Annotated in this window: 10 protein-coding genes; 4 read left to right on the forward strand and 6 right to left on the reverse strand. The window is 41.4% G+C overall.

Translation table 11 applies throughout. The annotated features are described in order from the left end of the window. Positions 1-15 precede the first annotated feature (15 nt). Together FKG96_RS01950 and FKG96_RS01955 are read right to left on the reverse strand one after the other, a co-directional pair. On the reverse strand, positions 16-945 hold the full coding sequence (locus FKG96_RS01950) for a dihydrodipicolinate synthase family protein (protein ID WP_130854842.1): 930 nt from the start codon (positions 943-945) through the stop codon (positions 16-18). Between the two features lie 138 nt (positions 946-1,083). Further along, positions 1,084-1,962, reverse strand: coding sequence for an AraC family transcriptional regulator (locus FKG96_RS01955; protein WP_013664291.1), 879 nt, complete (start codon positions 1,960-1,962; stop codon positions 1,084-1,086). Between the two features lie 407 nt (positions 1,963-2,369). Between FKG96_RS01955 and FKG96_RS01960 the strand changes: the two genes are divergently transcribed. The 3 genes from FKG96_RS01960 (at position 2,370) to FKG96_RS01970 (ending at position 7,770) form a co-directional block, all read left to right on the forward strand. Further along, complete coding sequence (locus FKG96_RS01960; protein WP_149105111.1) at positions 2,370-3,761, forward strand: aminopeptidase P family protein; 1,392 nt, start codon at positions 2,370-2,372, stop codon at positions 3,759-3,761. A gap of 77 nt (positions 3,762-3,838) precedes the next feature. Beyond that, the gene (locus FKG96_RS01965; protein WP_149105112.1) at positions 3,839-6,025 is read left to right on the forward strand and encodes a S9 family peptidase; all 2,187 of its coding nucleotides are present in this window, start codon (positions 3,839-3,841) and stop codon (positions 6,023-6,025) included. A gap of 74 nt (positions 6,026-6,099) precedes the next feature. Further along, a complete protein-coding gene (locus tag FKG96_RS01970) occupies positions 6,100-7,770 on the forward strand; it encodes a M1 family metallopeptidase (RefSeq protein ID WP_130854839.1) in 1,671 nt (556 codons plus the stop codon). 63 nt (positions 7,771-7,833) lie between these two features. On the opposite strand, the gene FKG96_RS01975 is transcribed toward FKG96_RS01970, so the two are convergent. From FKG96_RS01975 to FKG96_RS01990, 4 genes are all read right to left on the reverse strand, one after another. After that, positions 7,834-9,585, reverse strand: coding sequence for a DUF885 family protein (locus FKG96_RS01975; RefSeq protein ID WP_149105113.1), 1,752 nt, complete (start codon positions 9,583-9,585; stop codon positions 7,834-7,836). 53 nt (positions 9,586-9,638) lie between these two features. After that, positions 9,639-11,033, reverse strand: a complete 1,395-nt coding sequence (locus FKG96_RS01980; RefSeq protein ID WP_149105114.1) for a SusD/RagB family nutrient-binding outer membrane lipoprotein — start codon at positions 11,031-11,033, stop codon at positions 9,639-9,641. Between the two features lie 12 nt (positions 11,034-11,045). Further along, the gene (locus tag FKG96_RS01985; RefSeq protein WP_130854836.1) at positions 11,046-14,045 is read right to left on the reverse strand and encodes a SusC/RagA family TonB-linked outer membrane protein; all 3,000 of its coding nucleotides are present in this window, start codon (positions 14,043-14,045) and stop codon (positions 11,046-11,048) included. A 214-nt stretch (positions 14,046-14,259) separates the two neighbouring features. Beyond that, positions 14,260-17,709, reverse strand: a complete 3,450-nt coding sequence (locus FKG96_RS01990; RefSeq protein ID WP_130854835.1) for a family 43 glycosylhydrolase — start codon at positions 17,707-17,709, stop codon at positions 14,260-14,262. Positions 17,710-18,271: 562 nt separating this feature from the next. Here FKG96_RS01990 and FKG96_RS01995 point away from each other — a divergent pair. Beyond that, positions 18,272-20,134: a DUF4859 domain-containing protein gene (locus FKG96_RS01995; RefSeq protein WP_130854834.1), complete on the forward strand. Its 1,863-nt coding sequence runs from the start codon at positions 18,272-18,274 to the stop codon at positions 20,132-20,134. The last annotated feature ends 6 nt before the right edge of the window (positions 20,135-20,140 follow it).

A 20,140-nucleotide genomic window follows, 5' to 3' on the forward strand; every position in this document is an offset into this window, starting at 1 on the left:
ATTTCCTTTCAATAATTAAACTAGGCTACCGGAACCCTTTGTTTCCAAGTTTGGCCTATTCACCTTACTATCGGCAATAACTTTCAATATACGTTCGCGTTCTTCACCTACTAACGGTAGGCGAGGTGCACGCACGGTTTCATTACTAATACCCTCACTCGTTGCCGCTAATTTGATGTATTGAACTAGTTTGGCATGGATATCTAACTCTAGTAAAGGCAAAAACCAACGGAATATAGCTAATGCTTTTTCTATTTTACCCGCTTTTACATAATCATAGATCGCAACCGTTTCTTTTGGATAAGCGTCCACTAAGCCGGCCACAATCCCATCCGCTCCCATTAGTAAAGCTTCTGTAGTAATGGTATCAACTCCACCTAAAATCTTAAAACGGCCGCCAAATCGATTGATCATACGGGTGATATTGGTCAAATCGCGCGTAGACTCCTTAACGGCCTGGATATTGGGTACAGTAGCCAGTTGTTCAAACATATCCAACGTTACCAGATTACCATAGTCAACAGGGTTGTTGTAAACCATGATAGGAAGACTTGTACTGTTCGCTATCGTTGTGAAAAAAATTACTGTTTCTCTATCATCTGCCTTATAGCGCATAGGTGGCAATACCATCAATCCATCTGCACCTAATTCCTCTGCTTTCCGGGCGATTTTGATCGCTTCAGCGGTAGCTTGTTCCGCAATACCCAAAATAACAGGAACGTCTTTACCCGTTACAAAGTTAACGGTATATGTCAATAAATCGTATTTTTCCTGTGTAGTTAACGTACTGGCTTCACCTAATGAGCCCGCTAAAATCAAACCATGTACGCCCCCTTCAAGTTGGGCAGTCAGATTCTTACCGAACATATCAAAATCGATCTCTCCACTTTCTTTAAATGGAGTTAATAATGCAGGATAAATTCCTTTCCAAAGTTCTTTACTCATTATAGTTCTTATTTTTTTTCAAAAGTAAAACGAACATTTAAAGGTATCCATCCATGTATTAATCAATCATGCGCATATTTTAACTTTTTTAGCAAGGCACTTTGCCTCGCGTAAATAGCCAAATCAAAGAATGTATCTCTACTGTACGTTTCGCTGAAAATTCACCATGTATTCTTTTGGCGAATTACCAATTACACTTTTAAACACCCTATTAAAGTTCGTAATACTATTGAATCCACAGTTATAGGCAACGCCGGATATACTTTCACATTTATGGTGTGTTAATTTTTTACAAGCCTCGTGTACACGCATTTCGTTTAAAAATGCGACAAAAGTATTTCCTGTGTGCTTTTTAAAATATCGGCAAAAAGCTTGAGGAGTTAAATTTGCCTGATCGGCAACTTCCTCCAAGGTGATTGGCTTCGTGAAGTTTTGGGCTATGTAATTGTAAATAGAACCAATACGGATACCTTCATTTTCAGAAATCGAGGAGTTTTTACCGCCCGATAACGCATTTACTTGCTTTGATACATGGCATAACGTACGCAACAAATAAAAGAAGTGCATAAGCTGATCCATTTGACTGGCTTCCTTTAAGCGCAATACGCGCCTTGACACTTCTTTAAAATACTCATTCGGCACTTTAAAGCCTCTTTCGTAATCCTTCACAAAGCTTTGAAGCATATAAAGCTCCGGCAAGTTAAACAAGGAAGCCAACTTTCCGTTTGGATCGAAGAACACGGAAATCGAGCGGACCTGCTTCGGATGAGCCTCGTCAAAGTACTCCGCATTACTTTTAAAAACATGCGATTGATTGGCGCCGAGCAAGAAAATGTCGTTCTCTTGAAAGGGATGCATGCTATTGTCAGCAATCAACGTACCTTTTCCTTCTAGGATCCACATGAGTTGGGCTTCATGATGCCGATGTAAATGAGGATAGAAGTGCGGCATACAATCTTCCTGAACAATAACAGTCCGATCATGCGCTACTGGAATGGTGAATTGTAGTGTCTTCATCGTTGGTTTGGTGTATTAGGTAACGTGAATTTACCAATTTTTAACCCATAAATCCAAGAGTTATCACAAAATAGGTTAAAATACGGTTATTATTCGTTAATTGACGCGTATTCGAACTAGCTCCGGATTATTTGCCTAGAAGCAACAACGGATCTTGTTAGCTAACGGCATGACTGACAGCCGGAATCTAAACAACTAGTTAAAATATGAATAATATAAGAGAAAAAAGGGAGAGCCATCCCCAAAATAAATTGCGATTTTTACCGGCGTATAATCAACAGCTGATGGGTAATACGCTTTAAATTTGACGTTATATGGGGCGATCTTTGTCAAAAAAGCGCATCATTACTTTTTATTATCAAAAAAGATAAGACCTTTGTTAAAACCATCAGCTATTACATACAGATATGTTCGAAAAATCGATTTATATTCAGCGAAGAAATCAACTTAAAAATCAATTTTCAGAAGGACTGCTTCTATTCCTAGGAAATGATGAACAGCCTATGAATTACGCGGATAACGCTTTTCCTTTCAGACAAGATAGTTCGTTTTTGTATTACTATGGTATTCAGGAGCCCAAGCTCGCAGCTGTCATCGATTTAGATGAAAATAAAGAAATATTGTTTGGAGACGAGCTCACGATCGACGAAATTATATGGATGGGACGACAAGAAACCTTGCGGGAAAAATGTGAAAAAAGCGGTTTAAGTATTGTCCTTCCCACCAAGGATTTACAAGATTATTTACAGCATGCATTAAAAAAAAACCGCAACATCCGTTATCTTCCCCCCTATCAGCCTACCAATAAAATTAAGCTCTTACATTTATTAGGCATCCCCCCTCTTGAACAGGAAAAAAAAGCTTCCGTGTCCTTTATCAAAGCGGTAGTCGCTCAAAGATCGATCAAAAGTAAAGAAGAAATTACCCAGATCGAATCAGCTGTGAATACTTCGGTGGATATGCACATTCATGCAATGAAGATGGCCAAAGAAGGAATGAAAGAGTTGCAGATTGCCAATGCCATCCAGGAAATCGCACAAAATGGTGGCGGCAGATTAGCTTATCCAACTATTCTATCTGTTCATGGCGAAATACTACATAACCATAAGCAGCATAACAGCCTAAAAAAAGGGCAATTAGTCTTGAACGATTCCGGAGCGGAGACTGCTATGGGTTATGCGGGTGATTTAACACGAACTTTCCCCGTGGATCTGCAATTCAGTGCGAAGCAGAAAGAAATTTACAATATTGTATTGAAAGCCTTTAACCAGGCTTCTGCGATGGTGGCCCCTCAAGTGCGTTTCCTTGACGTGCATCTGGAGGCTTGCACCGTACTATTTAATGGATTAAAAGAAATTGGGTTGGTTAAGGGTGATACAGCCGAGGCGGTGTCAGCAGGCGCTCATACACTGTTCTTCCAATGTGGTACGGGTCATATGATGGGACTTGATGTGCATGATATGGAAGATTTAGGAGAACAATACGTTGGCTATACCGATACATTAAAAAAAGACACCTCTACTTTTGGTTTAAAATCGTTACGTTTAGGCAAAGCACTGGAAGCAGGCTATGTATTGACCGTTGAACCCGGTATTTATTTCATACCTGAGTTATTTGCCCGTTGGAAAGCAACTAATAAGCTAGCAGACTTTATTAATTACCAAGCAGTAGAGCACTACCTTGATTTTGGTGGAGTCCGTATTGAGGACAACTATTTGGTAACCTCATCAGGTAACCAACGCTTAGGAAATTATTTAGCCAAAACCGTTGATGAGATAGAGGAACTAAGAGGCAGTTAGTAAAGCGAACCCACGCCTTAATTTTAAACACGGAAAAGACAACTCGGTTATTTAAAAAAACAATTGCTATATAACACATGAGACATGTAAACCACCTACTATGGATCTGCTTCATTGTAAGCAACTTATTTTCCATTAATTTTTTATTTGCACAACCTGGCGTAAAAACACAATGGACGCCGGATGGTAACGGATATTATGAAATTTCGGACGGGCAGGTTTTGGAGGTTAAGTTATTAGATCCCAATCATCCGGTCGTTTTTTTAGATGGCTCCGCGCTAACGCCACAAGACAGTAGCGCACCATTGAAAGTTAAACAGTTTAGTATTTCTGCCGATCGCCGGAAAGTCTTGTTGTTTACCAATACAAAACGGGTCTGGCGTTATCATACCCGCGGCGATTATTGGGTTTATGATATTAACAAGAAAGAACTTAAACAATTGGGCAAGGGGCTTCCTGCTTCTTCCTTAATGTTTGCGAAGTTATCCCCTGATGGTACGAGCGTTGCTTATGTTAGCAAGCACAACGTGTATATAGAGGATTTGGCTTCAAATCATATTAGCCAACTTACAGAAGATGGGACCGACCGCATCATTAACGGAACTTTTGACTGGGCCTATGAAGAAGAATTCGGCTGTCGGGATGGATTCCGGTGGTCAAGCGACGGCAAACATATCGCCTATTGGAAAATTGACGCCAGAAGTATTCGCAATTACCTGATGTTGAACACAACAGACTCCACTTATTCATTTACTATCCCGGTAGAATATCCCAAAGCGGGACAAAATCCGAGTGCTTGCTTCATTTATGTGGTCGATGTAAAAACCAAAGAAAACAAAAAAATGGACATTCCCGGCGATCCCGTACAGCATTACATCCCTCGCATGGAATGGACCCCGGATGGCCAATCACTTATTCTCCAACAGTTAGACCGTAAACAACAGGAAAGCCATATCATGCTTTGCTCAATTGAAGATGGCAAAACTAAAACTATCTATACGGAGCAGGATCAAGCTTGGATAGACATTAAATCGCGTTGGAATGATGACGACCCCACAGGCTGGGAGTGGATCGATGATGGCAAGGCTTTTTTATGGGTAAGTGAAAAAGATGGTTGGCGACATATTTATAAAATAGATATGACCGGTAAGGAAGCCTTACTTACCAAAGGAGATTACGATGTTATTGGGATAAATTTAATTGATCAACGTAATGAAAAAATCTACTTCAGTGCCTCACCGGCAAATGCCACACAAAAATATCTGTATCAAATAAGTATAAAGGGCGGTAAAGCGACTCAACTATCTCCAACAGATCAAGCGGGCACCCATAGTTACCGTATTTCACCAAATGGAAAACTGGCTGAACATGAATTTAGCAGCAGCACGACATATTTTACAGGAGAAATTGTCAGTTTGCCAAATCATCAAGAAAGATTGGCCGCAACGGTTCGTCGGAGTCTACCTCAAGGCACGCCTAAGCCCGAATTTTTCAAAGTTACGACAATAGACGGCATAGAGATGGATGGTTGGATGGTTAAGCCAAGCCAGTTCGATTCAACAAAAAGGTATCCTGTTGTTTTTTACGTATATGGCGAACCAGCCGGACAAACCGTTACCGACACCTACGGCGCGGGATTCAACCGTTTATATGAAGGCAGCATGGCAGATGATGGTTACATCTATATTTCCGTAGAAAATCGTGGGGCTCCCGCACCTAAAGGTAGAGATTGGAGAAAAGCAATTTATCGCAACATCGGTGCGATCAACATTCGAGACCAAGCTATGGCGGCTAAAGAAATCTTAAAATGGAATTTTGTAGATTCATCTCGCGTGGCCGTATGGGGATGGAGCGGCGGAGGTTCCTCTACGTTGAATTTATTGTTTCAATATCCTGAAATTTATAAAACAGGCATCGCAGTAGCCGCTGTGGGGAACCAACTCATGTACGACAATATTTATCAAGAACGCTACATGGGCGTTCCGCCTGAAAGCCAGGCAGATTATGTAAAAGGCTCACCGATTACGCATGCTAAAAACTTGCGAGGTAACTTATTATATATTCACGGCACAGGCGATGATAACGTACATTATCAGAATGCTGAAATGCTCATCAATGAGTTGGTCAAACACAATAAACAGTTTCAATTGATGTCATATCCGAACCGCAGCCATTCGATATCGGAAGGTGAGGGCACGTCTGCACACTTGTCGCGTTTGTACACGAATTATTTAAAACAATACTGCCCTCCGGGAGGGAGATAGTGGGCTGTACGTTCTAGGTTATAAGTTTTAATTGTAGGCTACCGTTGGCCTTACAAATAAAAACTACTTTTATCATGATTAAAACACTATATAAAAAATTAGGATACGTCCTTGGATTAGGATTATTGCCTATCGTAACTTCCGCCCAATTACTGGTAAAAGATCAACCGGTCTTTACAAAGGCAGATTCGCTAAGAGGGACATTAACTCCTTTACGTACTTGTTATGACATCAAGTATTATCACTTAGACGTAAAGGTTGATATCGATAACAAATTCATCAGCGGAAGCAACCTTTTTAAATTTGAAGCCACTATGGACTTCGACAGGCTACAGTTTGATCTGTTTGCCAATTTAAAAGTAGAAAAGGTCATTTATCATGGTCAGGAGATGCCTTTTACGCGTAATTACAATGCCGTATTTGTAAACTTCCCGGCTAATATTAAACGCGGCTCGGTCGATTCAATGCAAGTGTTTTATTCAGGCAATCCGCAGGTTGCTAAACGAGCTCCATGGGACGGTGGCTTTGTTTTCTCTCAGGATAGCAATGGTAAACCTTGGGTGGCGACTGCCTGCCAGGGACTAGGGGCCAGCGTTTGGTGGCCTAATAAAGATCATCAAGCGGATGAAGTAGACAGCATGCTAATCAGTGTGAGCGTTCCAAAAGGGTTGACGGATGTTTCCAACGGCCGCCTCATCAAGAAAACAAACCGTAAAGACGGCTACACCCAATTCGATTGGTTTGTACGCAACCCGATCAACAATTACAGTGTTTCAGTTAACATTGGCGACTATGTCAACTTTAAAGATACTTATCAGGGAGAAAAGGGCCCTCTGGATTTAAACTATTGGGTTTTGAGAGAAAACGAAGCGAAAGCTAAAAAGTTCTTCCCGCTTAATGTAATTCCTATGTTGAAGGCTTTTGAACACTGGTTCGGTCCATATCCTTTTTACGAGGACAGTTATAAGCTCGTGGATGTACCTTACACCGGCATGGAGCATCAAAGCGCTGTTACTTATGGTAATGGCTACGCCAATGGTTATCGCGGCCGCGATGCATCAGATACCGGTTGGGGCATGAAATGGGATTTCATTATTGTTCATGAAAGTGGGCATGAATGGTTTGGAAACAACATCACTTCGAAGGACCTCGCGGACATGTGGATACATGAAAGTTTTACCAATTATTCAGAGGCGCTATTTGTCGACTATAACTATGGAAAAGAGGCGGGACAAGCTTATGTGCATGGAATCCGGAGTGGTATCCGAAACGATAGTCCGGTGCAGGGTCCCTATGGAGTAAATCAAGAAGGTTCAGGTGATATGTATCCAAAAGGCGGTGTATTGCTGAATATGATTCGTACCATTATAAATGACGACGAGAAATGGCGGCAGATATTAAGAGGATTGAACAAAACATTTTATCATCAAACCGTTAATTACGAAGATGTAGTCAATTATATCAGTCAACATGCCGGTCGCGACCTAAGCACTGTCTTTGAACAATACGTTAAACACACGAACATTCCTACCCTGGAGTTTCGCTTCAAAGAAGGTAAGACCTACGCACGTTGGATTTCCGATGTGGCAGATTTCACCATGCCGGTGAAGATACGTAAAAAGGACAGTGATTATCAATTTATAGAAGTAGACAGAAGTTGGAAAGAAGTCACTTTACCCGGAGCCAACAAAGACAATATCGAAGTGGATACTTATAACTATTATATCGGTATATTGATTGAATAAATTTAGCTGTTCGCAACCTAAAAAGGCCGTTTTACAAGATAAAACGGCCTTTTTACGTCTAATTTAGTGCTGGTAGAATTTCCATACCGTTTTGCTTTCCCTTGTTAAAGGCTTTTCAAGCAAGATAGCTCGAATCATCTCCACCGGCATCGCATTCAATTTGAGCACGGTATCGTGAAATTCCTTTAAGGTATACTTGTGTGATTTCAAGACTTCCCGCTGGAGCGCATAGAACTGTAATCCGCCGATATAATAAGATACCTGGTAAAGCGGAAAGGCCTGACTATCCCTTGATAAAGGCCAATTTAGCTCGCTCTCCACGTTGGCCCGTTCATGTCCAACTTCGTCTACTAGAAAATCAGCGCATTGTTCTGCCGACCATTTGCCCAAGTGAAAGTTAAGCTGAAAGATGATCCGAGCACATCGATACTTACGCCAAAATAACATACCGATTCGTTCTTCCGGTGTCCGCGCAAAACCTTTATCCCACAGCAGCATTTCCCAATATAAAGCCCATCCTTCCATCCAAAAGGGTGTATCAAAATTCCGATAGGTTCGGTAACGGGCATTCATAAAAAATTCTAAATTATGCCCTGCTATTAATTCGTGGTGTACCGTTGCCCGGGAAAAATAAGGATTGTTGCCAAGCATGCGCATTCTTGCCAAGCCAAAATCCATTGTATTGGTTGGGTAAGTTATACTAATTTCCCACCCACCCGTGAAAAAGGCATTTGACTTTTGACGTTCGGGCGACATCATAATCATTCCCCAGGTTTCCTCGGCAAGTTCAGGAATCGTAATTAAGTCATTTTTTTTAAGGAAATCTACCGATTCATCATACAACTTACGGATTACGGCAGGTTGTTGTCCAACGGGTACAGCACTTGCTTTCACTTTTTCCAAAGCAGCTTTCCAATCATTACCAAAGCCTAATGCTGCAGATGCCTTTAGCATTTCCTCCTGGCACCAAGCCATCTCCCGATGAGCAATTGCCAAAAGTTCGTCAGGACTATAGTTAATAAACTCGTGCTGAAGCAGTCGCATCAGCTCCTCTCTACCAATAGGGGTGCGTGTATAAATACCCATCTTGTTTGGTTGTTGCTTCTTTTGAAAAACACCGGCATAACGTACAAGCATGCTATCAGCACGATGATATGCCTCGGGCACCCACCACGAAAATGCCGGATCAAAACCATCATAGAACTGGAAAATACTTGCTGCCGTCCTCCGCAACAAATCCGCTTCTTCTCCTGCTGCTCTAATTTGTTCGGGTTCTAAATGCATATCACTCAAGTTCTTCATAAGCAGAGGAATCGCTTTCGCTATATGCGAAAAAGTGGAAGCAACCCGGGCCGCATCGAGTGAATTTCCGCGCCTACGTGAACGCTCTAATGTAAAAATGCTATCTGCGAAGGGAAATAGACCTTTCAGCTGTTCCATCTGCTGTGTAAGCTTTTCCAATTGATTTTGCTTCTCTTTTAAGTCTCTTGTAAATAATAAATAATCGACTTTACACTCCTGCGGTAATCGATCGAAATTTACATTCTTCAGTTGATTAAGGTATTGCTCATTCAACACCCTTAATCGTGCTTGCCGATCAGGCGATCCCAAGCCCTTTGCCATTCGGTAACGGGGGGCATTTTCTGAGGGAGAATAAAAGCGATAAATGGCTGCTTCATCCGCTTCAAACTGTTTCATCAAATAAGGAATCTCCTGACAGGGTACATACCCTTCTGTGGAAATTTGCGCTTTAACGGATGACGCATTAACAAACAGTAATATAAGCCCAATTGATAAAAATGATTTTCTTTCCATTTGGTTCAAATAAAAAGCGCCAAATCAAAGATTTGACGCTAAAAAATGACAACTTATTGAGCATCCCACCAAACACGCTTCGTGAGCGCATCGCCATTATGCTGTGGTTGCGGATTATTGGTTAACTCATTTAATGGGTATAGCATTTTCCGTGGAATATCAGAAACTGCGTTTTGCACTTTATTTATTGCCGGATAACCCGTTCTACGCCAATCGTTGAAAATTTCCGGCGACAGAAAATTGACAATGGCTTTCTCTTCCATAATGTATGACAAAGCATTGTCAGCATTGATATTTCCTCTGCTTGCTAAATAGGCTGCGATTGCGGTGCTAGACGAAACACCAATATGAGCCATATCTGCTTCAATAGCCTGCTGATATATGGGTGCTGCTGCCTCTGCTCCTGATAGGATTAAAGTAGCTTCCGCTTTCAACAGTAATGCTTCCCGATAATTAATGAGGTTTAACGGCGAATTAGCACTTGCGTAAAATGAGCCGCCTAAAGAATAAGATTCCAGCGAACCAATACCAGATGAGCCAATAACACGACCTAAATAGGTATTATTCTGCTTTGAGCGGGTAATCAGTTGTGTTATTCTCGGATCATTTCGACTTACCAATGAATCAACGGTTTTTGACGATAAAATAATAGTCTCAACGGGCAGAAAATTTCTGTACCACCTATTCTCTTTGCCCGCTGTACCATCGTACACTAAACGCAAATCGTCTGCATTACTTTGCATACCATTTTCTAAGGCGCTCAACGCTAATTGAGCCTGCGCAGTTGCGGTATGATTTGGCGCTTTTGTAAGGTGCATATAATAACGGGCCTTTAGGGTATAAGCTGCCTTAATCCATTGCGTGGTATTTCCTTGGTAGAAAAAATCCCTGTTGCCCGGTAGTGTTCCACCAGCTGTCTGTAAACTGGCAATACCCTCATCCAACAAGCTCTGAATCGTATTGTAGATCATTTCTTGACTATCATATGCGGGTGTAAAAGTTTCCGTAGCATTTAATGCTTGCGAATAGGGGACATCCCCCCACATATCGGTAGCATACGCAAGGGTATATGCAGTTAAAACACTGGCTATTCCGCTATAAATGGTATTACCTTTCTCGTCCGCCTGTTCTTTCATCAATTTAAGATTCTCCAAACAATCCGTATAGGTATAACGCCAGGTATCATTCAAATCCGCCGGATTTAACAAATAAGTGCCTACATTGGGTGGTGCCTGATTCAAAGCAATCAGCTGCATAAAATGAGCCGCATCAATAGATGCCCAGCCAGCAACCACATTGTGCACCAAATTATATTCGATAGCAGGCAATAACAATGATTCCTGTACCGATGAAGGTTCATTCGGATTTTCATTGACATCCAAAAATTTCTCACAGCTGGAAAACAAGCATGATGCAACGAGTATGATATAAGGAATTGACTTTTTCATCTTTCTAATCAATTAAAAGGTAAGGGATAGCGTGAAATTATACGATCTGGAAGTTGGGGCAGAATTTCCGTACAAACCCAAAGCATCGTTCCCGGATCCATAACTATTTACCTCGGGATCAGAACCCGTAAAATGTGGGGCATATATCCACAAATTCCGTCCGGTTGCTGTTAATGAAGCCCGTTGGAAAGGTGTTTTCTTGATCCATTTTTCAGGAAAATTGTAGGTTAAGTTTACATTACGCAGTTTTACATAGGTACCATCCTGCACAGCCGCTTCATAGATCGCATTCAGTCGCTGATAGTAATCCTGAGCCGACACAGTAACCGTATTTGGTTGGCCTGTATTTATGTTCACTCCTTCCACTATGCGGTCTTCACGATTCTCGGTTGCCTTCGGTGTGCCATAAAAGAACCCATAACGATCATCCGAGTTCATAATATCCCCTCCCTTTCGCATATCGAAGAAAAAGCTCAAATTCAAATTTTTATAGGTAAAGCTGTTGTTTAAGCCTGCCAACCAATCGGGTTGAATATTCCCTATTTTTTGGGACGGTCCAATAACAGGTAAGCCGGTATCATCTATTAATTTTTGCCCAGCCTCGTTGTAACTATAGCCCGGAGCGTAGAACGTGCCATAAGGGTCACCGGTAAATGCAAAAGTCTGTCCAATCTGCACTTGATCGGCACCGCCATAAAGTTCCGTTACCCTGTTTTTTATTTTGGTGAAGTTGAAGGTGAAGTCCCAGGAAAAATCTTCACTTTTAACCGGTGTTACATTTAACAAAGCCTCAATTCCCCTGTTATACATACTCCCGGCATTGATATAGGAATTGCGATAGCCGGTAGAATTCGCTAAGGTAATATACGATAGGAGGTCTGTATGGTCTCGATCAAAATAATTAAACTCCAAGCCGATGCGATTTTTTAGAAACTGGGTTTCCAGACCGATTTCAAGCTCGGTGGTTGTTTCATTCTTCAGGTTCGTGTTACCTAAGTCGCCACTGATTAAAAATCCCGGCACACCGTTAAAGGGAAAATTAGTTGCCGTGTTGTATACTGTCGAAGTGGCGTATGCACGTACATTATCATTACCCACCTTTGAGTAAGAAGCACGCAACTTACCAAAGCTTAGCCAGGGAGTTTGTTCTTTTAAAAGTTCGGAAAACACAAAACCTCCCGACACCGATCCATAATAATAGGTTCGGTTTGCTTTATCAAACACGGAACTTTGTTCCATCCGTCCCGTAAGCGAAAGCGTTAACATTTTTTTGTAATCAACCGTGGGTTGTGCGTAAAAAGATACGCGACGGAAGCGTCTATAATTTTCCGTACTTATCTGATTTTCGGTATTACTGATATTGTCAAAATCATCAACAGTAAATCCTCCTGTTCCTTCCAATTGATAGAGCTGATCATATGTGGCGAACACATTATTGCCCAGCAACATACTTACCTCTAGATCTTCTCCTATCTGTTTACGCGCCTCGGCGATCAAATCGTGGTTGAATTGCCGATAGTTATTATTGCGGTCGCGTAAGACGCCGGTAGTTCCCACCGGTATACTAGGAGCTTCATGGTATTTGGATTGCTCGGAGTATATATCTGCCCCTAAGCGTTCTGTAATGGTTAACCAGTCTGTAGGCGTATAATTAAAAGTAGCGATTGGGATAAAACGATTTCCACGCACATCATTATATACATTTTCTAAAGACCAGTAAGGGTTATTGCGGGAGTAGCGGAAAACACGTTGTGTACCATCGTCATTGGTAGCAGGCAAAGGGTCCCAGGAAAAAGGAGCCGTATACACGGTCCATAAGGGTGCTTCTAAACCGTAACCCTCCGGGGTTCTATGCGCCGTTGTAGCGACATAATTGAACTGGAAAGTGGCTGTAAAATTATCATAGATCTTATTGCTGAATTTAGCAAAGGCCGCATGTCTTTTATAGTTCGTAGTTGGTATTGTACCTTCCTGATCCAGGTAGGAATAAGACATAAAATAATTAGATTTATCTGTTCCCCCTTGTACGCTTAATGTATTTGTATAGGTCTTGCCTGTTTGGAAAAACGCATCCATTGGATTCACATTACGTACCGGTTTACCGTCTACCATCAACGTATCCAAGCGGGGGCCCCAAACCAAGCTTGTTTTCTGATCGTTATCCACTCCATTCCAATACACTCCGCGATCGCCTTGTGCGTAAACCGATTGTACTTGTGGATAAATTGCCTTATCAAGCGAAAATTGTGTGCTAAAATTAAAACTTGGCTTCTGCTCTTTATTACCATTTTTGGTAGTAACGATAACTACACCACGTGCGGCACTTGATCCATATAGGGCCGAAGCGGCCGATCCTTTCAGCACATTAATGCTTTCAATGATGGCCGGATCGATATCTGAGAAACGACTGATACCACTTCCATTACCATTTGTAGCCGTTTGATCATTATTTATAGGAACCCCATCGACCACGATCAAGGCCTCGTTATTTCCGGTTAATGAACTCGTACCACGAATGACAATACGCGAGGAGCTTCCCGGTTGCCCGGAAGAAGAAGTAATCTGTACACCCGAAACTCTTCCTGTTAATGCATTAAGTGGGTTCGGTTCTTTTGTTTTGGCAATATCTGCCCCTGAAACCTCCTGCGTGCTATAGGTTAACTGCCTTTTCTCTCTTTTTATTCCTAAAGCTGTTACAACTACTTCATTCAAGGTTTGATTATCCTCTTCAAGTGTAATGTTTAAAACCGATTGCGCAGTAAGGGTGATCTCTTGCGTCCGATAGCCTAGCGCTGTAATTTTCAAAACAGCTCCCGGCCGGTAATCGATGGTAAAGACCCCATTTACATCGGTGGAAGTGCCTTGCGCAGTTCCGGATAATTTAATAGACACCCCTGGGATAGGGGTCTTGGATTGGTCTACTACCGCTCCTTTTAATGTCTTGGTTTGCGCCTGCACATCTAAAAAAGCCCATAAGCTTACGATGAAGGCAATTAAATAGTTGATTTTCATGATTAATTCGTGTTGGTTTTGTTGCTATTACCTATTTTTTTCTGGACTTTAACAAAACTATTACATAAACCCCTCGAATTATTATCAAAAATTAACTACAACAAACCGAATATTAACATAAAATCAAAAAAAAGCTATTTTATTAGTTATTTTACACCAACAACCAACTACCATCCACAATAAAACAGATGAAAAAGTGTATTATTAGCAACAACTAGTGAAATTCATACAAATTAAAATCAGACAGACGTCCATAACCATATTTTTCTGAATAACTAGCTTGATATGGACCTACTTGCAGCACTTTATCAAGCCATTTTGGCTTAACATACGGGCTTCCTGGAAAATCAACCCATATTTTACCATCTTTACTTCCCCGAACAAAGATTAACCTACCTTCTCGCTGAATTTGCAGATAAGGATAGAAGTCGAAACCGGTATTATTATGCTGTTGTTTTCTCCTATGGTCTAGGTCCGTTACAATATTGCCTATTCCCCAACCAAGCATCACCCCATTTTGCAATAACTGTTCATTTTCTTCATTCACATAACGAACCATCAAACCCACTTCATTTGGACCCAATGGCTTGCGTTGCTGTAGACCGGACAAATCGTTCACTTTTAGTTGCATCAAAAAGTTACCGGATATATTTTTATATAAAAAGGGCCCTCGATTACTACTACCGTCCCAAGCTGTTTTTGCCGAAGCCAGTTCAACAACGCCTTGGCCTTGCCGCATCGTTAAACTATCGGCCGAACCTCCTTCCATACCATCCCAATTATACTGACCGGCAAAATCCTTTTCGAGGTCTAAGCCCTCTCGCATACTAGTAAATCGGTTTTTTTCGACATCCTTTAGCGAAATTTGTTGTGAACTCCATACAAAGCCGTAACGGTTTTTTACAAAAAACCGAAAAGCTCGCTTTTCTGTTTTATTCAAATCTTGTGCAAGGTAGTGGGTGGTTGATTGCCAGGCTGTACTTGTACTGTCGTTATTTATATTTTGAAAACTAAATTGATAACCCCGATTCGCCAGCGAAGTGTCTACCTCCATAAAAGCCAGTTCCTCCGATACCCATTTTGGATGAATCGTATATGTTGGATTAATCTGCTTGTCCGGCTTTAGATTCAGCACGGAATCTGCCCAGCGCTTTAACTCGTTTTCATCTTTAGCCTCATTCAATAAATGAAGCGATTTTAGATAAATGCCTTTTGAGGGAATCATTTTCATGAGTTCCGCATTCAGCTCATTTCGTTTTTCCCATTTATCCGAATGGTAATAATAAAGCCCATCGCGCTGTTTCACGAGGGCCGTTAATGCCCAGGTATCCTTCGTCTTCCGTTTACCATCTGCGTATACCAAAACAAGGCTATAATAAGCCAAACTATCAAGCGTAGATTTTAAATAAGGAAGCAACGCGTCCCTCCCGTTCTTTATGTATACCGCCATTTGCCCTTTGTAAGCGAGTAGTTCAGCGTCCTGATTTTGAAGCTCTATTCCTGATTTACCATAGCCTTTATTTATCCAAGTCTTCACTTTTCCAAACACTAAATCTTTCGCTTCAAACGATCCAACATACGCGCTCTTTTTAGCGCTAATCCGTAATTTTTCAATCTCTTGCGTCGTTAAAGCATAGTCGTACATTTTTAGCGAAGCAATGGCGCCACTGAAGAAGTGCTGTAAACGTCTGTCTGTTCCAATTAATATATCGGCAGATCTTTCCAGAAAAAGCATGCGGTTACCGCGATTCTCTAACTTGCCATTGACATATAATCGCTCTTCCGTACCATCAAAAACAAGCACCACGTGATGCCATTTGTTAGGACTTGGGATATCCTTGAAAGCCAAATTAGCCCACCCCCCATGTACTACTCCCCCGACGGCCGGATCGGATCCATAGCCCAATGATGCATTTGTCAAGTCCCTCCCGCCAGATGCCCATTGAATAATTGGTTCTTCTTTCGCGATGTTTGGATTATTTATCCATGCGCTGATGGTGAAACTACTGTTTCCTCCTACGGTTGGAGGGAGCGCCATTTCAGATTGCCAATAACTTTGTCCGTCAAAAACAAAAGCTTTTCTTCCCTGCACCAAATCAATCGTGTAGCTTCCGTTTTTTACCCGAAAAAGGCCGCCTAACACACCTTTGTTAGCCACCTTTTTATCTGCAGTATGTAGGGCATATTTTTCTGCCTCTAGGTCGACCAGCAGACCCAGACTTTCTTGCTTTCCAACCGGAGCTTGCGGTGTCGACAGTTTTCCTTCTTCATAAGCAATACGAGGTTCGCTAAATATCTTTACGTTCCAGATAGCCCTATTAAGTCCAGATAACTGAGTGTTTTTTATGGTGATTCGAAAATAACGGGCTTTTACATCGCCGTAATCTTTCATCGGGCTACCCCATTGCGTATTTTGGGTGCGGTCTGCAAAAACTTTCCAACGCTGCCCATCGTTAGAATATTCCATCAGGTATTGATAGTACCACGTAGCGTATTCAAACTGAGTTAAGACGCTCCGTATACATTCTTCTTTTCCTAAATCCACTTGCCACCATGCTTCATGCATATTATCGGCGGCTTTCCAGAGCGTCCCATTATTATCGTCGGCCGCATAGTCAGCTCTAAAATCATCGCTATACACAGAAGAAGCACTTATCTGTTTACCAAATGCTAAATTTATGGCTTGAATGGTATTTTTTGCCAATGCGCCGATACCTTGATGTGTAGGCACAACTTTTTTTATACTTCCCTCTTCGTCGAACTCAAGCTTATCTACGGCTATTTGTCGGTGAAAACCACCTCCACTGTGTGGATTGTTATGTCGGTGGTAAACGATGTAAAAATTATCGCCTTCCTGCAATACACTGTTATGCCCGGGACCATGTACGGTACCGTCTTCATTAGTAACTAATACCGGACTGTTTTTGCCATATACAAAAGGGCCCATGGGTCCCTCTTTGCTCGTTACATAATGAACCTTATAACTTGCATCTTCACAATGTTCAGCGCTGTACATTAAATAATAAATTCCATTTCGCTTAAACATAAAAGGTGCTTCAAAAAAGTCTTTTGCAATGGTATTTGGAATGATCCCCGTTTTCGCAAAAGATTTCATATCGGCATTCAACAACCCCATGCCACAACCACTATTCGGATAAATTCCCCAGGTACCCCAAAACATATACATTTTACCATCATCATCCCGAAAGGTTTGGCCGTCTAAAGTAATCACATTGGGTACAAGATAATTCGGGATCACTGCCTCGGTTCCCGGTAATAGCGGAGTCCATGGGCCCGTTGGCGAATTCGATGAGGCTCCATATAGTTCGCAAGGTTGGCTATAATACATATAATAATTGCCATCACTTGCTTTATTCACATCCGGCGCCCAATAAATCGGTGTATTCGGCCAATTCATCGGCTCCATATACCAGTTCACAAAATCTTTGGATTTCCATACTTGAGATGGCCCCAATCCGAAGCCGTTCCCATCCGTCGTGGCATAAATATAATAAGTATCACCCCATTTCTTTATAGTTGGATCAGCGAAATAACCCGGTATGATGGGATTTCCAGTCCTTGGCGAGTTCTGCCTTAGCGCTTGCGTAAATCCACTAAGCGAACAAAGAAGTAGAAAGAAAACAAAAATCTCTTTTTTATCCATTATATTCTAAAAATAAGGAAGAGCCATCTCTTGCCCATAGAGATGGCTTTCCACATCAATTAAACAAACATAAACCAACTATTTAGGCCTTTTTACACTGTAAAAACCAAAGTTAAGGTCTTAGCGAATGGACAACCATCCAGATATTAACAGACTATTGTCTTTTTTTAACAATAAATGTCTTTAAAACAGTTATTTTATTTTTCTACCAACGTTCGATAGAAACGAAAATAGATAGCTGGCAAATAAATGGTTACTATTGGTTAAAATACTTTTAGTTTTAACTGCCAGCAAGTCATTAATTTCGTACAACGCAAATAAATGTCAACAAAACATTTATAAACTGAGCTCATACCCAATTATAAATTAAGTTCAAACTAAGGCAAGCACTACAGAATCCGAAACAGTAGTGATTATTATTATGTAACACTAAATTAATGAGCAATGCACAACAGTTCATGACCCCTTTTTATCCTTCTTCCTTCACAAGCTACAAGGATGGAAGAATCAACATTGGCCAAAGTATTAAAATCAAAGTTTAACGTAAGTTTTATTATTATTTATGAAAAAAATCAACATTTCAGAGAAGGTGGGGCACTTTCGATTAGCTATGCTAGTTCCATTTTTCATTTGCCTTCTTATGCTCGCCACTGTTCTTTCATGTAAGAAAAATCCTTTTCATCCGGTTCCCGGAGAGGAGGTCGATAGTTTAGCAATTTATATTCCGCAAGAATTCCAACATATGGACTTCAATGATACGACGAGCACCTGGTGTTATCCTCGTAGCAGGCAATCAGAACACTTCATTGTCTTTTGGGGAGCAAAATATGGAGATAACGATCCAAATTCAACCGATATTCCCTCTAAATATCGGGTCAATATCGATGATTTGCTAACTAAAGCTGAATCTTTTTATGATTTAAATATCAATGTATTAAAATTTGCTGAGCGTGGTAAGGGTAAATCGAATCTCGACAAATATAAGATGATGATTTTCCTTTATTACCAAGACGAATGGTTAGCAACAGGTTCCGGTTACGATGACGTAATCGGCGCGCTCTGGATAAGTCCGGGCACCTCACAACCCGTTGGTTCCACCATCGCTCATGAAATAGGGCATAGTTTTCAATATCAGGTTCATTGCGATTTAGGCGGTGGTTCGGGTTTCCGATATGGTTTTGGTGGCAATGGAGGAAACGGTTTTTGGGAACAGACCGCGCAATGGCAAGCCTATCAAAGCTATCCGTTGGAAGCGTTCTCTTCACACAATTTCACCGTTTACACGCAAAACTATCATCGGCATATTCATCATGAATGGCAACGTTATGCAAGTTATTTCATCCATTACTATTGGGCAAATAAGCATGGCATTGACATCATTGGGAGAATCTGGCGTGAAGCACAACAGCCGGAAGACCCGATACAAGCTTATATGCGGATAACCGGTATTTCCAATGCGCAATTAAACGATGAATTATATGACGCAGCAGCAAAATTTGCCACATGGGACTTAGATGCTTTGCGGGAAAACGGAAAAAATTACATTGGAGCTCATAGCTTCAATTTTAATGAACTTGCCGATGGCAGTTTTCAAGTTGCTTATGACCATTGCCCAGGCACATCCGGTTATAATATCATACCACTGAAGGTACCCGCTGCCGGAACACAAATATCAACGGCGTTCATGGGTCTACCTAATGCGACAGGGTATAATACGGTGGACGCTTCGCGCGCAGGTTGGCGGTACGGTTACGTAGCTTTATTAGCTAATGGAGCCCGCGTATATGGGAACATGGAGCAGGGTATTAATAAGACAGTGAATTTTACCATTCCCGAAAACTGTGCAAAGCTATGGTTTGTTGTAACAGGAGCACCTAGTACCTATGCAGTACATCCTTGGGATGAAGACGAAAACAATGATGAACAGTGGCCGTATAAAGTTAAGTTTACAAACACTACACTCATCAATCATATCGATCTAGAAGAGGATGCCACACCAAAGGACACTACATTTACCTATAATGTAAGCTTTCCGAGAGATACTGTGAATTACTCGGGTAAGACCGTCTCGATAGACGTAACTCCTCTTGCCCAAGCTTTTGTACTACAACCTGGCAAGATCACACAATTAATGGGAAGTAGCGTTAAATTCTATGCAGTGGAGAGCAATGGAAATTTAAATGCGACGACGACCGCCAATGGCTATGGACACTGGTTCGATGCAAACGGCAATGTTATTAATTGGGGAAATGACGCAAAAGTTTTCTCGGAGTTTAATGCCACAAATTTTACTTTTTCAATAGGACAATATCCCGGTCATTCGACTCCAGGCAACCAATATACGGTGAAACAGGCCTTAGTTTACGAATATGAGCCAGGAAAAACGGCGCAAGCTACATTTGTATTCAAAATTAACATCGAATAAACTGTA

This window comes from Olivibacter sp. LS-1 (genome assembly GCF_008245145.1).
Classification (GTDB): Bacteria; Bacteroidota; Bacteroidia; order Sphingobacteriales; family Sphingobacteriaceae; genus Olivibacter; species Olivibacter oleidegradans.